The organism is Burkholderia sp. MSMB0856, assembly GCF_001524645.2.
In the GTDB taxonomy this organism is placed as follows: domain Bacteria; phylum Pseudomonadota; class Gammaproteobacteria; order Burkholderiales; family Burkholderiaceae; genus Burkholderia; species Burkholderia diffusa.
This window is the reverse complement of the sequence record NZ_CP013427.1, coordinates 719,367-734,453: the sequence shown is the minus strand read 5'-3', so window position 1 is coordinate 734,453 and position 15,087 is coordinate 719,367. Positions and strand designations below refer to the sequence as shown.

General features: G+C 66.0%; 14 protein-coding genes. 10 read left to right on the top strand and 4 right to left on the bottom strand.

The window, feature by feature from the left end:
- Positions 1–3: 3 nt before the first annotated feature.
- Complete coding sequence (locus WS87_RS04490) at positions 4–1,170, bottom strand: polysaccharide biosynthesis/export family protein (protein WP_059820489.1); 1,167 nt, start codon at positions 1,168–1,170, stop codon at positions 4–6.
- Between the two features lie 714 nt (positions 1,171–1,884).
- Here WS87_RS04490 and WS87_RS04485 point away from each other — a divergent pair.
- Positions 1,885–2,697 (top strand): mechanosensitive ion channel family protein, encoded by an 813-nt coding sequence (locus WS87_RS04485; protein ID WP_059820488.1) that lies wholly within the window; start codon positions 1,885–1,887, stop codon positions 2,695–2,697.
- Positions 2,698–2,863: 166 nt separating this feature from the next.
- Here WS87_RS04485 and WS87_RS04480 read toward each other — a convergent pair whose 3' ends face one another.
- Positions 2,864–3,547 carry a DedA family protein gene (locus WS87_RS04480; protein WP_059820516.1) on the bottom strand — a complete coding sequence of 228 codons (684 nt, stop codon included), beginning with the start codon at positions 3,545–3,547 and terminating at the stop codon, positions 2,864–2,866.
- 171 nt (positions 3,548–3,718) lie between these two features.
- Between WS87_RS04480 and mutL the strand changes: the two genes are divergently transcribed.
- Both mutL and miaA read left to right on the top strand, forming a co-directional pair.
- The gene (mutL, locus tag WS87_RS04475; protein ID WP_059820487.1) at positions 3,719–5,713 is read left to right on the top strand and encodes a DNA mismatch repair endonuclease MutL; all 1,995 of its coding nucleotides are present in this window, start codon (positions 3,719–3,721) and stop codon (positions 5,711–5,713) included.
- Entirely contained in the window at positions 5,710–6,687 is a 978-nt protein-coding gene (gene miaA, locus WS87_RS04470) for a tRNA (adenosine(37)-N6)-dimethylallyltransferase MiaA (protein ID WP_059820486.1), read from the top strand. Before mutL ends, miaA begins: the two co-directional genes overlap by 4 nt.
- Positions 6,688–6,813: 126 nt before the next feature.
- Here the strand turns inward: miaA and WS87_RS04465 are convergent, their stop codons facing one another.
- Positions 6,814–7,665, bottom strand: a complete 852-nt coding sequence (locus tag WS87_RS04465; RefSeq protein ID WP_059820485.1) for a LysR substrate-binding domain-containing protein — start codon at positions 7,663–7,665, stop codon at positions 6,814–6,816.
- Positions 7,666–7,778: 113 nt separating this feature from the next.
- On the opposite strand from WS87_RS04465, the gene WS87_RS04460 reads away from it, so the two are divergent.
- Entirely contained in the window at positions 7,779–8,441 is a 663-nt protein-coding gene (locus tag WS87_RS04460) for an FMN-dependent NADH-azoreductase (RefSeq protein ID WP_059820484.1), read from the top strand.
- 190 nt (positions 8,442–8,631) lie between these two features.
- Here WS87_RS04460 and purM read toward each other — a convergent pair whose 3' ends face one another.
- Entirely contained in the window at positions 8,632–9,687 is a 1,056-nt protein-coding gene (purM, locus tag WS87_RS04455; protein WP_059451336.1) for a phosphoribosylformylglycinamidine cyclo-ligase, read from the bottom strand.
- A 247-nt stretch (positions 9,688–9,934) separates the two neighbouring features.
- On the opposite strand from purM, the gene hda reads away from it, so the two are divergent.
- The 6 genes from hda to panB are packed head-to-tail and all read left to right on the top strand — an operon-like array spanning position 9,935 to position 15,020.
- Positions 9,935–10,669 (top strand): DnaA regulatory inactivator Hda, encoded by a 735-nt coding sequence (gene hda, locus WS87_RS04450; protein ID WP_006760485.1) that lies wholly within the window; start codon positions 9,935–9,937, stop codon positions 10,667–10,669.
- 11 nt (positions 10,670–10,680) lie between these two features.
- A complete protein-coding gene (locus WS87_RS04445; protein ID WP_059535426.1) occupies positions 10,681–11,358 on the top strand; it encodes an HAD family hydrolase in 678 nt (225 codons plus the stop codon).
- A gap of 5 nt (positions 11,359–11,363) precedes the next feature.
- Positions 11,364–12,899: a polynucleotide adenylyltransferase PcnB gene (gene pcnB / locus WS87_RS04440; protein ID WP_059820483.1), complete on the top strand. Its 1,536-nt coding sequence runs from the start codon at positions 11,364–11,366 to the stop codon at positions 12,897–12,899.
- Positions 12,900–12,934: 35 nt separating this feature from the next.
- Positions 12,935–13,477, top strand: coding sequence for a 2-amino-4-hydroxy-6-hydroxymethyldihydropteridine diphosphokinase (folK, locus tag WS87_RS04435; protein ID WP_059535422.1), 543 nt, complete (start codon positions 12,935–12,937; stop codon positions 13,475–13,477).
- Entirely contained in the window at positions 13,474–14,160 is a 687-nt protein-coding gene (locus tag WS87_RS04430) for a deoxynucleoside kinase (RefSeq protein WP_059820482.1), read from the top strand. Before folK ends, WS87_RS04430 begins: the two co-directional genes overlap by 4 nt.
- A 44-nt stretch (positions 14,161–14,204) precedes the next feature.
- Entirely contained in the window at positions 14,205–15,020 is an 816-nt protein-coding gene (gene panB / locus WS87_RS04425) for a 3-methyl-2-oxobutanoate hydroxymethyltransferase (RefSeq protein WP_059820481.1), read from the top strand.
- Positions 15,021–15,087: the final 67 nt, after the last annotated feature.

Genomic DNA, 15,087 nt, shown 5'->3' with positions numbered 1-15,087 from the left:
GCCTTACTCCAGTTCCCGGTTAATGGTCGCCGTCGGGCTGGCCACCATCACGACGAGCGTCAGGAACTTCTTGAACTCGACCTCGGGCGAGTTCGAGACGTAAATCACGTCATGATTCTGAATCGGGAAGTTCTGCGTCACGAAGAACGCGGCGGGATCCCGCAGGTTGATCTCGTAGACCACCGGCACCGTGCCATTGATGGCCCTCACCGTCTTGTCCTGCGCATCGACCAGCTTCGCGTCTTCGAACCGGAACACGAACACGCCGCGCGCGTCGGCACGGTTGTCGTTGAGGCCGCCCGAACGCGCAAGCGCCTGGGCCAGCGAAATGCCTTGTGCCTCGAACGGAATCTCGTCGTTCTTGCCCGTTGCGCCCAACACCGAGAAGCTTTGCGACTGGAAGAGCGCCGTCACGACATCGCCCGGCTTGAGCACGATGTTCTGGCGCGGATCGCGAATGACCGAATCGAGCGGCATCGTCGCAGTGACACTGCCTCGCGATAGCTGTACGGCCATGCGGTTGACCGACTGCTTCACGCCGCCGGCGAATGCCAGCGCATCGAGCAGACGCTCGCCCTTCGGGGTCAACGGCATCAGTGCGCTCGTGTTGACCTCACCCACGACCGTGATGTTCGACGCATTGTTCTTGGTGACGCTGACGAGCACCTGCGGCAGATTCGCCTTGCCCTTGAGATGGCTGACGATGCTCGCCTCGATCTGCTCGGTCGTCCGCCCCTTGACGGCGATCCGCCCCGCGAACGGGATGGTGATCGTGCCGTCCGAGGCCACCATCTGGTTGGGCAACGTGACGCTATTGGCCGTGGTCGTCGTCATCGGCTGCGCGGGCGCCAGCGTGCTGAACAGCATCGCCGGCGGCGCCTCCCAGATCGTCACCTCGATGACGTCGCCCGGGCCAATCAAGTAGTTATTGGTAACCGCGCTCGGAAAGATGGTCGCGAACTGGCCCAGTTTCTTGCTATCGGCAAGCTTCCTCGCCAACGTGTCGTTGACGTCCACCAGTTGAATGCCTTCGATCCGCCCGCCGGTCTCGGGTGCTTGCTGCACCTTCTGGCGAGACGCACCGGAAGCAGGTATCCAATCCGGATAGGTCCCACACCCCGAAAGCGCCAAAGCGGCAAGCACGGAAATTGCCAATAAACTCTTTTTCATGGATCTTGAGGTCAAGACTTTTTACTATTGATTTGCCAGCGTCATTTCCCGGGCGTTCAATCAACGCATCCCCCGAACACCCGGCCGCTTTTTCATCAGTCGATTGGCTCGATCAGGCCATCGACCTCTCAAAAATTCTTCACTTAAATTTGCATTCTTTCGGCCATTGGCGACCGAAAAAGCAACAAACCCACCCTCTGTGACAGCAGAAGAAATGGTTACTGCATGTCAATTTCCGCCACGGATTCAGGCTCGATGGCGAACGAACTTCAGAAATTCATGGGAAATAACCGAAACGACGGCACGTCTTAAAACCGCGCCCGGCCTTGCCAGCCGGCCGTCTGCGCCTGTTATCGGGGTGGTCGATCCCTCTCCGGCAATCGCACTGTCCGCTCAGGTTCTCGCAACTTACAGCGCAGGTCTCCCAAACGCCGGCATTATCGCATGGAAATAGGACATGTCCGAATTCAGTCCGAAAACCATAGGATCAGTCCGCACCCGCGATCTCACGGTAATAAGTGGTAATTAACTCGGATTGCACTCCGGAATTAACAATGTCCGTGTCTCGGCAAACGACGTACGTCGCGCTGATTGAAACGTTTTCGATACCGGCGCCCAGGCAGTCGCGGCGGTTGTCTCGGTCTCACAGGTCGGTTATAACCGTGCGATGAATATCGGCCGCAGGCCGTTCTTTAAACCCGTCTTGGAGCCCTCATGCCGAACCTGGAATCCGCCCAGCAATTCCTGATGACCCGCGGCCTCGACTTTGGCCTCAATCTCCTCGCCGCGATCGTGTTGTGGTTCGTCGGCCGCTGGGCGATCCGCATCGCCACGCGCCTGCTCGGCAAGGTCGTGCGCCGCAGCGGCAAGGTCGACCCGACGCTCACCGACTATCTGACCTCCGTCGTCAGCGTGCTGCTGACGATCCTGCTGATCCTCGCGATCCTGCAGATCTTCGGCGTGCAGACCACGTCGTTCGCCGCGCTGCTCGCCGGCCTCGGCCTCGCGATCGGCACCGCCTGGGGCGGCCTGCTCGCCCACTTCGCCGCCGGCGTGTTCATGCAGGTGCTGCGGCCGTTCAAGATCGGCGACGTGGTCAGCGCGGGCGGCGTCACCGGCACGGTGAAGGAGCTCGGTCTGTTCGGCACGACGATCATCACCGCCGACAACATCGTGACGATCGTCGGCAACAACAAGATCTTCTCGGACAACATCTCGAACTACAGCGCGACGCCGCATCGCCGCGTCGACCTGACCGCCAAGATCGCGAACGGCGTGGACGCGGTCGATGCGATCAACCGCCTGAAGTCGCGGATCGAGCAGATTCCGAACGTGCTGACCCAGCCGGCGCCGGACGTCGGCGTGCTGCAGTTCACGCCGGAAGGCCCGCTGCTGTTCGTGCGTCCGTCGACGCAGCCGGAGAACTACTGGCAGGTGTACTGCGATACCAATCGCGTGATTCTCGAGACGTTCCGCGACGCGCAATACCCGACGCCCGAAACGCCGATCTTTCGTCGCACGACCTGACGGAACGATGGCGCCCGACGGCCCGCCGGATTCTGGCTGAAGCAGCCTGCGTCGAGCAGCCGGAACGGCCGACACCGCCACTCGGCAATCGGCCGGACCGCACGGACGAAAAAAAAGCGTGGCAGCCGCCACGCTTTTTTATTGCGCCGAAGCGAAAACGTTCGGCTCAGTGGCCGCCCGCGTTCGGCGTACCGCCCGATCGCCGCCCGCGCACCAGCTTCCACAGCGCGCCCAGCGCAACCGGCACGATCGCCGCGCCGATCCCGGCCAGCACGATCACGTTCAGATACTGGCGGATGAACGGAATATTGCCGAAGAAGTAGCCGAGCAGCACCAGCAGCAACACCCAGACCAGCGCGCCGATCACGTTGAACAGCTGGAAGCGCGCGACGCTCATAGACGACGCGCCGGCGACGAACGGCGCGAACGTGCGCACGACCGGGATGAAGCGCGCGAGCACGATCGTCTTGCCGCCGTGCTTGTCGTAGAACGTGTGGGTCTTCTGCAGCGCCGCGCGATCGAGGAAGCGCTCGAGCACCGGGATATGCGTATTGAACACCTTCGGCCCGATCCAGCGGCCGATCAGGTAGTTCACGGTATTGCCGGCAATTGCCGCGACCAGCAGCAGCACGATCAGCGCGCCGACGTTCATGTCGCCCGTCGCCGCGAACGCGCCGCCGATGAACAGCAGCGAATCGCCCGGCAGGAACGGCAGCACGACGAGCCCCGTCTCGCAGAACACGATCAGGAACAGCACCAGATACACCCACGCACCGTACTGCCGGATGAAGTCGCCGAGGAACGCATCGATATGCAGGACCAGGTTGACGAAATGAAGCAGCGTATCCAAATGCGATTCCTCGAAGGCGAAAGGGCCGGAACGGCCGAAAAAGCGGAAGTGCCCGCCCGACAAGGCGGGGCGCGGAACGGAGCCATCATACCGAAACTACCTTAAGGCTCCGTGAAAAAACGTAACCAGCCGCGGCCCGGCACGCCCCCGCCGCCTCGCTATAATTCGGCCATGTCCGAAATCACCGAAACGGCCGCGGGCGCCGCGCCCGCCCCTGCTCCGCGCCCGCTGCGCGCGATCCAGCCCCTGCCCGACCAGCTGATCAGCCAGATCGCGGCCGGCGAGGTCGTCGAACGCCCGGCGTCGGTCGTCAAGGAGCTGCTCGAAAACGCGATGGACGCCGGCGCGACGACGCTGCGCATCGTGCTCGAGGAAGGCGGCGTCAAGCGCATCTCGATCACCGACGACGGCTGCGGAATCCCGCCCGCCGAACTGCCGCTCGCGCTGATGCGTCACGCGACGAGCAAGATTCGCTCGCTCGAGGAGCTCGAGGCGGTCGCGACGCTGGGTTTTCGCGGCGAAGCCCTCGCGTCGATCGCGTCGGTCGCCGAAATGTCGATCACGAGCCGCACGGCCGACGTCGCGCACGCGACGAAGATCGACGCGACCACGGGCGCGCTGTCGCCGGCCGCCGGCGCGGTCGGCACGACGATCGAGGTGCGCGAGCTGTACTTCAACACGCCCGCGCGCCGCAAGTTCCTGAAAAGCGAGCAGACCGAGTTCGGCCACTGCCTCGAAATGATCCGCCGCGCGGCGCTTGCGCGGCCGGACGTCGCGATCTCGGTGCTGCACAACGGCAAGGCCGTCGAGCACTGGAACGCGACCGAGCCCGCACTGCGGGTCGCGAAGATTCTCGGCGACGGCTTCGCGACCGCGCACCTGCCGCTCGACGAGCAGGCCGGGCCGCTTGCCGTCTACGGCTGCGCGGGCCTGCCGACCGCGAGCCGCGGCCGCGCCGACCAGCAATACTTCTTCGTCAACGGCCGCTTCGTGCGCGACAAGCTGCTCACGCACGCGGTGCGCGCGGCGTACGAGGACGTCCTCCACGGCGATCGCTACCCGTCGTACGTGCTGTTCCTCGACCTGCCGCCGGAAGCCGTCGACGTGAACGTGCATCCGTCGAAGATCGAGGTGCGGTTCCGCGATTCGCGCTCGATCCACCAGTACGTGTTCCACGCGGTGCAGCGCGCACTCGCGCGCCACGCGGGCGCGTCGCCGGAAACCACCGCGGGCGGCCATGCCGCGCAACTCTCGCCGGCGCCGAGCGGCCCCGCGTCGTTCCTGAATACACCGCTCGGCCAGGGTGCGGCCACCGGCACGGGCGGTAGCGGCTTCTCGTCGCCGCCGTCATCGTCGTCGTCGGGCAACACGTGGATGCGCCAGGCACGCATGACGCAGGGCACGCTGCCGGTCGCGCAACCGCTCGCGCTCTACGATGCGCTGTTCGGCCGCAAGGACACGGGTGCGGGCACACCGGACGGCACGACGATCGTCGCGCGCGATTCGGCGGATGCGGCCAATGCGCCAGTCGCGCCGCTGCCGGGCTTCGCCGCGTCGCCGCTTGGCGCCGCCGTACACGACGAGCAGCCGCTCGGCTTCGCGCTCGGCCAGATCCACGGGATTTACGTGCTCGCGCAGAACGCGCACGGCCTCGTGATCGTCGACATGCACGCCGCGCACGAACGGATCCTCTACGAACAGTTCAAGAACGCGCTCGCCGACCGCACAGTCGCGGTGCAATCGCTGCTGCTGCCGATATCGATGACGGCGACGCCGGTCGAGATCGGCACGGTCGAGGAAGAACGCGACACGCTCGAATCGCTCGGCTTCGACCTCGCGGTGCTGTCGCCGACGACGCTCGCGATCCGCGCGGTGCCCGCGCTGCTGAAGGACGCCGACCTGCAGTCGCTCGCGCGCGCGGTGCTCGCCGACCTGCACGCATTCGGCGGCTCGCGCGTGCTCACCGAGCGCCAGCACGAGCTGCTCGGCACGCTCGCGTGTCACCACGCGGTGCGCGCGAACCGGCGCCTGACGCTCGACGAGATGAACGCGCTGCTGCGCCAGATGGAAGCGACCGAACGCGCGGACCAGTGCAATCACGGCCGGCCGACGTGGTATCAGCTCACGCTGAACGATCTCGACCGTCTCTTCATGCGCGGCCAATGAACGCTTCACCGCAGTCCCGCCCAACGACGATCGCCTGCCTGCTCGGCCCCACCGCATCGGGCAAGACGGCCGCGGCGCTGGCGCTTGCCGCGCGCCGTCCGATCGAGATCGTCAGCGTCGATTCGGCGCTCGTCTACCGCGACATGGATATCGGCACCGCGAAACCGACGCGCGACGAGCGCGCGAGCGTGCCGCACCACCTGATCGACATCATCGACCCGGCCGACGCCTATTCGGCGGCCGAATTCCGCGCGGACGCGCTGCGCGTGATCGGCGAGATCACCGCGCGCGGCCGCACACCGCTGCTCGCGGGCGGCACGATGCTGTACTACAAGGCGCTGACGCAGGGCCTCAACGATCTGCCGACCGCCGATCCGGCCGTGCGCGCCGAGCTCGATGCCGACGCCGCGCGCGACGGCTGGCCGGCACTCCATGCGCGGCTCGCGCAAGTCGACCCGGCGACGGCTGCACGGCTCGCGCCGAACGATTCGCAGCGGATCCAGCGCGCGCTCGAAGTGTTCCTGCTGAGCGGGCAACCAATGTCGGCGCTGCTCGCCGCGCCGCGTCGCGCGGACGATGCAGCCGCCGCGTACCGCTTCGTCCCGGTGGCGCTCGAGCCGTCGGACCGCGCGGTGCTGCACGCGCGCATCGCACAACGTTTCGACGCGATGCTCGACGCCGGCTTCATCGACGAAGTCGAACGGCTGCGCCGCCGCGAGGATCTGCATCTCGGCCTGCCGTCGATGCGCTGCGTCGGCTACCGGCAGGCATGGGAATTCCTCGACGGCGACACCGATTACCGGACCATGCGCGACAAAGGCATCTTCGCGACGCGCCAGCTGTGCAAACGGCAGATCACGTGGCTGCGCGCAATGCCCGAGCGGATCGTCGTCGACTGCGTCGCGCCGGATTCGACCGACCGCGCGGTTGACGCGCTCGAGCGCGTGCTGGACGGCCGTATCGAGGATCGCTAACGGGGCCCCATCGGCCCGCATCGGCCCTGCCCCAGAAAGAAGTTCTTCGTGGAATTTCGTGAACCGATGACGATGCGTGTGCCTCTGGCCGCGAAGATCCCGACTCTGTCGCCGCGATGACCGCGGTCATCCGTTGTGCGCGAATGCCAGCACGATCGCGTTGCCCAGTTCATCAACAACCCTGTCCGACGCACCCGGGGCCGCGAACATCGTGAACTCGACATCGGGCAGCGCCGGCAGGCCGGCATCCGGGGGGATCGCACGCAAGCCGTGCGCCAGTTGTGTGTGCACGATTGGCGTCACCGCAAAGCCCGCGTGCGCGGCAGCGCACAGGCCGGCGCCGCTCGGGCACACGAGCACGATCCGGTAATCCACGCCCGCGCGGGCCAGTGCTGCCAGCGAGGCCTCGCGATACGGGCACGGTTCCGGCAGAAGCGCAATCGGAACCGGTACACCCGGCGTGAGCGGCGCCCAATCCGCACCGGCCCACACAAGCGGCTCGCGCCACAGCACGCGTCCGGTGGGCCCGCCGTGACAGCGTCCACCCATCACCACATCCAGCTCACCGTGATCCAGCGCCTGGAGCAGTTCGCCCGGAATACCGACCCGGATGCTGAACGCGATGCGCGGGTACCGCGCGGCAAACGCCTGCATCACATGCATCAGCCTGACATTGGCGAGGTCTTCCGACAGACCCACGCGGATCGTGCCCGCACTCGGTTCGCGCAGCAGTTGCGCCCGCGCGTCCTGATTGAGCGCGAGGATGGCGCGCGCGTAACCCAGCAGCAGTTCGCCGTCCACCGTGAGCGTGACCGAGCGCGTGGTGCGCACGAGCAGGTCACGGCCGATCTGTTTTTCCAGGCGCCGAAGATGCGCGCTGACGGCGGACTGCGTCAGATTCAGACGGGCCGCGGCATGCGTGAATCCGCCTTCCTGGACGACGGCCACGAAAGAGCGCAGCAAAACGGTATCGAACATGAGATGCCCCGCAATACAGTGCGAATGCTACTGAATATCGCGATGATACTTCGTTTATATTTCGAATCGAACTATGTTCTGATGAGGGCCGTCAACCCGTCAGGAGCCGTTTCATGTCGACCTTGCTGCATATCGAATCTTCTCCGCGCAAGTCGCGGTCCGCATCACGCGACGTTGCGCACGCGTATCTGGAAGCCTGGCGCGACGCGCATCCGGAGCATCGGGTCGACGTGCTCGACCTCTGGGCGACGCCATTGCCGGAACTCGACGGCGATGCGCTCGATGCCAAATACGCGGACTTGAGCGGCACGCCGCTCAGTGAAGGCCAGCAACAAGCGTGGGCAGGTTTCCGGCAGCTCGCGCAGCGGCTGCACGACGCGGATACGCTGCTGTTCTCCGTGCCGCTGTGGAATTTCTCCATCCCATACAAGCTCAAGCATTTCATCGACGCCGTGTCCCACCGCGGCCTGCTCTTCTCATTCGACGAGCGTGGGTTAGCGGGATTGCTGAACGGCAAGAAAGCAGTCGTGATCTACGCGAGAGGCCTCGACTATTCGAGGCAATCGAGCACGCCCGCCGAGTCGTTCGACTTTCAGCGGCCGTTTCTTGAAGCGTGGCTGCGCTTCATCGGTATCACCGACATCGAATCGATCATCGTCGAGAAAACGCTGTTTGGACCTGAAGTCGATCATGCGGGCAGAGAGGTTGCGCGCGAACAGGCCGTGACGCTGGCACACGCAGCTTCATCATCCGCTTCGGCTTCGGTTGATGGCTGAACTGGCCATGGCTGGAAGCATCAACAACGCCATCAAGGTCGTCGAGCGTCGGGCTTAAGGATATCCGGACGGGGAGTCCTTCTCCCCGGAGATTCGCGTCGCGTCCTCCGGTAATCCTCGAAGAACCGAAAAAAAAGCCGCCCGGATCGACTCCGGGCGGCTTTCCTTGCTGCATCTTGCGTGCGGTGCGTCAGACCACGACCGTCTGCGCCTCGCCTTCACGGCTTGCACGCACGGTGCCGATCTTCCATACCTGCTCGCCGGCGGCCGTCAGGTCGGCGATCGCTGCGTCGGCATCGGCCGCCGCGACGATCACGGCCATCCCGATCCCGCAGTTGAACACGCGGTGCATTTCGGCGTCGGCGACGCCGCCGTGCTCCTGCAGCCACTTGAACAGCGGCGGCAGCGGCCACGCGTTCTGGTCGAGCTCGGCCGTGAGGCCTTCGCGCAGCACGCGCGGAATGTTCTCGACGAGGCCGCCACCGGTGATGTGGGCCATGCCCTTCACCGACAGCTTCTGCATCAGCGCGAGCAGCGGCTTCACGTAGATGCGCGTGGGCGCCATCAGCGTGTCGGCCAGCGAACGGCCGTGGAAATCGGCGGACAGGTCGGGGTTCGCGCGCTCGATGATCTTGCGCACGAGCGAGAAGCCGTTCGAGTGGATGCCGCTCGAGGCAAGGCCGAGCACCACGTCGCCTTCGGCGATCGTGCTGCCGTCGATGATCTTGCTCTTCTCGACCGCACCGACCGCGAAACCGGCCAGATCGTATTCGCCGTCCGGGTACATGCCCGGCATTTCGGCCGTCTCGCCGCCGATCAGCGCGCAGCCCGACAGTTCGCAGCCGTGCGCGATGCCCTTGACGACCGTTGCGGCCGTGTCGACATCGAGCTTGCCGCACGCGAAGTAGTCGAGGAAGAACAGCGGCTCGGCACCCTGCACGAGGATGTCGTTCACGCTCATCGCCACCAGGTCCTGGCCGACGGTGTCGTGTTTGTTCAGATGAAAGGCCAGCTTGAGCTTGGTGCCCACGCCGTCGGTGCCCGACACGAGCACGGGCTCCTTGTACTTCTTCGGCACTTCGAACAGCGCGCCGAACCCGCCGATGCCGCCGAGCACGCCGTCGCGCAGGGTTTTCTTCGCAAAAGGCTTGATCTTGTCGATGAGCGCGTCGCCTGCGTCGATGTCGACGCCTGCGTCGCGGTAGGACAGACCCTGAGCGTCGGGAGCGGATTTCGGAGGATTCATGGGGGAATGCGAGAAGGTCGGTAAAATGCGATTTTACCCGAAGCCGGCCCGTTGGCCGGAATTCCCAGCACCGAATCGTCAGGGATTGCATCTTGGTCGACACGTCCCCGTTTTCATCGCCACGCGAGCCGCGCCGAAACCCGCGCGCCGCCGTGCGTGCGGCCGCGTGTGCAGGCACCGGAGCAGCCCCCCGCGCGTGCCCGGCGTACGGCGCGCGTTTCATCAACCGACCCGCATTGTGACTGTTGTGTCCCGTCAACTGACGCTCGATCTCGGCACGCCGCCGCCCGCCACGTTCGACAACTTCATCATGAATGAGGAGAACGACGAGCTCATCTCGCGGCTCCAAAAGCTCGACCTCGCGCTCGCGGCGGGGCCCGTTCCGGACCGGTCGTTCTATATCTGGGGCGAGCCCGGCAGCGGCCGCACCCACCTGCTGCAGGCGCTCGTGAGCGACGCGTCGTACGGCTACGCGCGCTACCTGACGCCGCAAAGCCCGCTCGGCGCATTCACGTTCGACCCGCGCATCGGCATCTACGCGATCGACGACTGCGACCGGATGAGCGACACGCAGCAGGTCGCGCTGTTCAACCTGTTCAACGAGGTCCGCGCGCACCCGTCGAGCGCGTTCGTCGCGGCGGGCCCCGCGGCGCCGCTCGCGCTAGACGTGCGCGAAGATCTGCGCACGCGCCTCGGCTGGGGGCTCGTGTTTCACCTGTCGCCGCCGTCCGACGCCGGCAAGATCGCCGTGCTGAAGCTCGCGGCGAAGGAGCGCGGGATCGCGCTCACCGACGACATCGCCGCCTACCTGCTGACCCATTTCCGCCGCGACATGCCGAGCCTGATGGCGCTGCTCGACGCGCTCGACCGCTTCTCGCTCGAGCAGAAGCGCGCCGTCACGCTGCCGCTGCTGCGCCGGATGCTGGCCCGCCCCGGCGACGACATCGCACCACCGGGCACAGGCCCGAACCGCTTCGAGTAAAATGCGCATCCATGACTAATCTGGCACTCTTTGACCTCGATCACACGCTGATCCCGACCGATAGCGACCACGAATGGGGCCGCTTCATGGTGAAGCTCGGCATCGTCGACGCGGAAAGCTTCTCGCGTCAGAACGATCAGTTCTTCGCCGACTACAAGGCCGGCAAGCTCGACATCCATGCGTACCTGTGCGCGATGCTCACGCCACTCGCGAAGTACTCGCGCGCGCAGCTCGCCGAATGGCACGAGCAGTACATGCACGAGGTGATCCGCCCCGCGATGACGCCCGCCGCGCTCGAACTCGTCCGCAAGCACATCGATGCCGGCGACCTGTGCTGCGTCGTGACCGCGACCAACGAGTTCATCACGCGTCCGATCGCGACCGCGTTCGGCGTCGACACGCTGATCGCGTGCGAGGTCGAAACGACCGACGGGCACCCCGACTCGCCGTACACGGGCCGGCCGACCGGCACGCCGAGCTATCGCGAAGGCAAGATCGTGCGCACCGAAGCGTGGCTCGCGTCGCTCGGCAAGCACTGGGACGACTTCGAACACAGCTACTTCTACAGCGACTCGCACAACGACATCCCGTTGCTCGAGAAAGTCACCGACCCGATCGCGACCAACCCCGACGACACGCTGCGTGCGCATGCAAGCGACCGCGGCTGGCGCATCCTCGATCTCTTCTGAACGTCGTGATCAAAAAATTCATTCGCAAGCTGCTCGGCCACGACGGCGCCGAACAAACGTCGCCCGTCGAGGCGCCCGCCGCCGATACGGCCCCTGCCCAGCGCCCCGCGAAGGGTAGCCGCGGCGGCGCCGCCAGGAAGCCGCGCAGCAATCACGAACCGACCGTCGTGCCGGCCAGCGTGCATCAGATCGATCCGTCGCTGATCTCGCGCAATGCCGTACGCGTGACCGACACGCTGCAGCAGGCGGGCTTTCGCGCGTTCATCGTCGGCGGCGCGGTGCGCGACCTGCTGCTCGGCATCGCACCGAAGGACTTCGACGTCGCGACCGACGCGACGCCGACCGAGGTGCAGCGCCTGTTCCGCCGCGCGCGCCTGATCGGCCGCCGCTTCCAGATCGTCCACGTGCAGTTCGGCCAGGAACTGATCGAGGTGTCGACGTTCCGCGCCCTGGTCGACGCCCCGCCCGAAGCCGCCGCGGCCGAGCCGCCGAAGCGCCTGAAGCGCGACGAACTCGATCGCCGCACGCATGCGGTGGACGCCAGCGGCCGCGTGCTGCGCGACAACGTGTGGGGCGAACAGCACGAAGACGCCGCGCGCCGCGACTTCACGATCAACGCGATGTATTACGACCCGTCGACGCAGACGGTGCTCGACTACCACGACGGGATGGCCGACATGCGCGCCCGTCTGCTGCGGATGATCGGCGACCCGACCACGCGCTATCGCGAGGATCCGGTGCGGATGCTGCGCGTCGTGCGTTTCGCGGCGAAGCTCGGCTTCGAGATCGAGCCGCACACGCGCGAGCCGATCAACGCGCTCGCCGACCTGATCAACAACGTGCCGGCCGCGCGCCTGTTCGACGAAATGCTGAAGCTGCTGCTGTCGGGCCACGCGCTCGCATGCCTGAAGCAGCTGCGCAAGGAAGGCCTGCACCACGGGTTGCTGCCGCTCCTCGACGTCGTGCTCGAACAACCGCAGGGCGAGAAGTTCATCACGCTCGCGCTGAACAACACCGACGCGCGCGTGCGCGCCGGCAAGACGGTGTCGCCGGGCTTCCTGTTCGCGACGCTGCTGTGGCACGACATGCGCCAGCGCTTCGAGCAATACTCGGCGGAAGGCGAATTCCCGGTGCCGGCGCTCCATCGCGCGATGGACGACGTGATCGACATGCAGACCGAGAAACTCGCGATCCACAAGCGCTACTCGGCCGACATGCGCGAGATCTGGGGCCTGCAGCTGCGCCTCGAAAAGCGCTCGGGCCGCAGCGCGATGCGGCTGCTGGAACACCAAAGGTTTAGAGCGGGGTATGATTTCCTCCTGTTACGCTGCGAATCCGGCGAGCTCGATGCGGAAGTCGGACAGTGGTGGACGGATTTCATCGAAGGCGACGCGGCCGCGCGCGAGGCACTCCTCACGCAGGGCGGCTCGAAGGAAAAATCGCCCCGCAAGCGGCGCCGCCGCGGCGGTGCGCGAAACCGCAAGCCGGGCGAAGGCGCCGCCGAGCAGGCGCCGGACACCGCGGGCGGTTCCGACGACTGACGCGCTCGCCGGCGAACGACGTAGGAAGTGATGCCATGACGGTTGCATATATCGGACTGGGGGCGAATCTCGGCGATGCGCGCCAGACCCTGAAGGACGCGGTGGTGTGCCTCGCGCAGCAGCGCACCATCTCGATCCTCGGCAAATCGAGCCTGTATCGCACGGCGCCCTTCGAAGCGGGCGGCGACGATTACTACAATTGCGTCGTCAAGCTCGATACGACGCTGTCGGCCCGTGAGTTGCTCGCGCTCTGCCAGAAGATCGAACATCACTTCGGGCGCGAGCGCCCGTATCGCAACGCGCCGCGCACGCTCGACCTCGACATCCTGCTGTTCGGTACGGATTCGATCGACGAACCCGACCTGATCGTCCCGCATCCGCGCCTCACCGATCGCGCATTCGCGCTCGTGCCGCTCGTCGAGATCGAGCCCGCGCTCGACATCCCCGCGCGCGGCCGCGCCGATGCGTACCTCGCCTCCGTCGCGGATCAGCGCGTCGAGAAGGTGCAGACCTGTCAGTGCCTGATGCAGAAGGCCCTTGCCGCCGGCGCTGACGCCGACAAGAACCGCTGCCGATGAACATCACTCCGCTGACCGTCACCGCGCCCGACCTGCGCGCCCCGCATCGCTATCTGGTGATCGAAGGGCCGATCGGCGTCGGCAAGACGACGCTCGCGCGCCTGTTCGCCGAGCGCTGGTCGATGCAGACACTGCTCGAGCGCCCGCAGGACAACCCGTTCCTCGAACGCTTCTATCGCGACACCGCGCGCTACGCGCTGCCCGCGCAGCTGTCGTTCGCGCTGCAGCGCGCGCAGCAGGCGCGCGAACTGGTCGGCGCGCTCGATACGGGCCGGCCCGTCGTCGCCGATTTCATGCCGCAGAAGAACGACATCTTCGCGCGGCTGAACCTGCCGGAAGACGAATGGCAGTTGTACCGGTCGATCGCGACGCACCTCGACGTTCCGCAGGCCCCCGCGCCCGATCTCGTCGTCTACCTGCAGGCGAGCCCCGAAGTGCTGTTCTCGCGCATCCAGAAGCGCGGGCTGCCGATGGAGTTGCAGATCAGCGACGCGTACCTGCGCTCGCTCGTCGATGCGTACAACGAATTCTTCTATCACTACGACCGCACGCCGGTGCTCACGGTCGCAGCCGAACACCTGAACCCGCAAGATTCCCCCGAAGACCTCGCGCTGCTGATCGAGCGCATCGACACGATGCGCGGCCGCAAGGAATTCTTCGTCAAGGGCGAAACGACGCGCTGACGCGTCCTCGCCCGTCGTTCCCCCTCCATCGAACCGGATTTCCCATGACCTATCTCCAGGAATCGAGCCGGCCTGCCGTCACTGTGCCCAAGCTGCAGGCAATGCGCGAAGCCGGCGAGAAGATCGCGATGCTCACCTGCTACGACGCGAGCTTTTCCGCGCTGCTCGATCGCGCCGGCACCGACGTGCTGCTGATCGGCGACTCGCTCGGCAACGTGCTGCAGGGCCACACCACCACGCTCCCCGTGTCGATCGACGACATCGCGTACCACACAGCATGCGTCGCGCGTGCGCAGCCGCGCGCGCTCGTCGTTGCCGATTTGCCGTTCGGCACGTACGGCACGCCGGCAGAAGCGTTCGCAAACGCGGTCACGCTGATGCGCGCCGGCGCGCAGATGGTCAAGCTCGAAGGCGGCGAATGGCTCGCCGACACGATCCGCTTCCTCGTCGAACGCTCGGTGCCGGTATGCGCGCACCTCGGCCTCACGCCGCAGTCGGTTCACGCGTTCGGCGGCTTCAAGGTGCAGGGCCGCACGGAAGCCGGCGCCGCGCAGCTGCTGCGCGATGCGCGCGCGGTCGAGGATGCGGGCGCGCAGCTCGTGGTGCTCGAAGCGGTGCCGACGCTCGTCGCGTCCGAAGTCACGCACATGCTGAAGATCCCGACGATCGGCATCGGCGCGGGCCTCGAGTGCTCGGGCCAGGTGCTGGTGCTGCACGACATGCTCGGCATTTTCCCCGGCAAGCGCCCGCGTTTCGTGAAGGATTTCATGCAGGGCCAGCCGAACATCCAGGCGGCCGTCGAGGCGTACGTGAGCGCGGTGAAGGACGGCTCGTTCCCGGGCCCGGAACACTCGTTCTGACGCGCGGCCGGCGCCCGTTCGATACGAAAAAAGCGCGGCACCCTTTGCGGGGCGCCGCGCTTTTTCT

Excerpts from the sequence above, each read along its gene's own strand:
- WS87_RS04490 (WP_059820489.1), bottom strand. The coding sequence starts at position 1,170 with ATGAAAAAGAGTTTATTGGCAATTTCCGTGCTTGCCGCTTTGGCGCTT.
- WS87_RS04485 (WP_059820488.1), top strand. The coding sequence starts at position 1,885 with ATGCCGAACCTGGAATCCGCCCAGCAATTCCTGATGACCCGCGGCCTC.
- mutL (WP_059820487.1), top strand. The coding sequence starts at position 3,719 with ATGTCCGAAATCACCGAAACGGCCGCGGGCGCCGCGCCCGCCCCTGCT.
- miaA (WP_059820486.1), top strand. The coding sequence starts at position 5,710 with ATGAACGCTTCACCGCAGTCCCGCCCAACGACGATCGCCTGCCTGCTC.
- WS87_RS04465 (WP_059820485.1), bottom strand. The coding sequence starts at position 7,665 with ATGTTCGATACCGTTTTGCTGCGCTCTTTCGTGGCCGTCGTCCAGGAA.
- WS87_RS04460 (WP_059820484.1), top strand. The coding sequence starts at position 7,779 with ATGTCGACCTTGCTGCATATCGAATCTTCTCCGCGCAAGTCGCGGTCC.
- purM (WP_059451336.1), bottom strand. The coding sequence starts at position 9,687 with ATGAATCCTCCGAAATCCGCTCCCGACGCTCAGGGTCTGTCCTACCGC.
- WS87_RS04445 (WP_059535426.1), top strand. The coding sequence starts at position 10,681 with ATGACTAATCTGGCACTCTTTGACCTCGATCACACGCTGATCCCGACC.
- folK (WP_059535422.1), top strand. The coding sequence starts at position 12,935 with ATGACGGTTGCATATATCGGACTGGGGGCGAATCTCGGCGATGCGCGC.
- WS87_RS04430 (WP_059820482.1), top strand. The coding sequence starts at position 13,474 with ATGAACATCACTCCGCTGACCGTCACCGCGCCCGACCTGCGCGCCCCG.
- panB (WP_059820481.1), top strand. The coding sequence starts at position 14,205 with ATGACCTATCTCCAGGAATCGAGCCGGCCTGCCGTCACTGTGCCCAAG.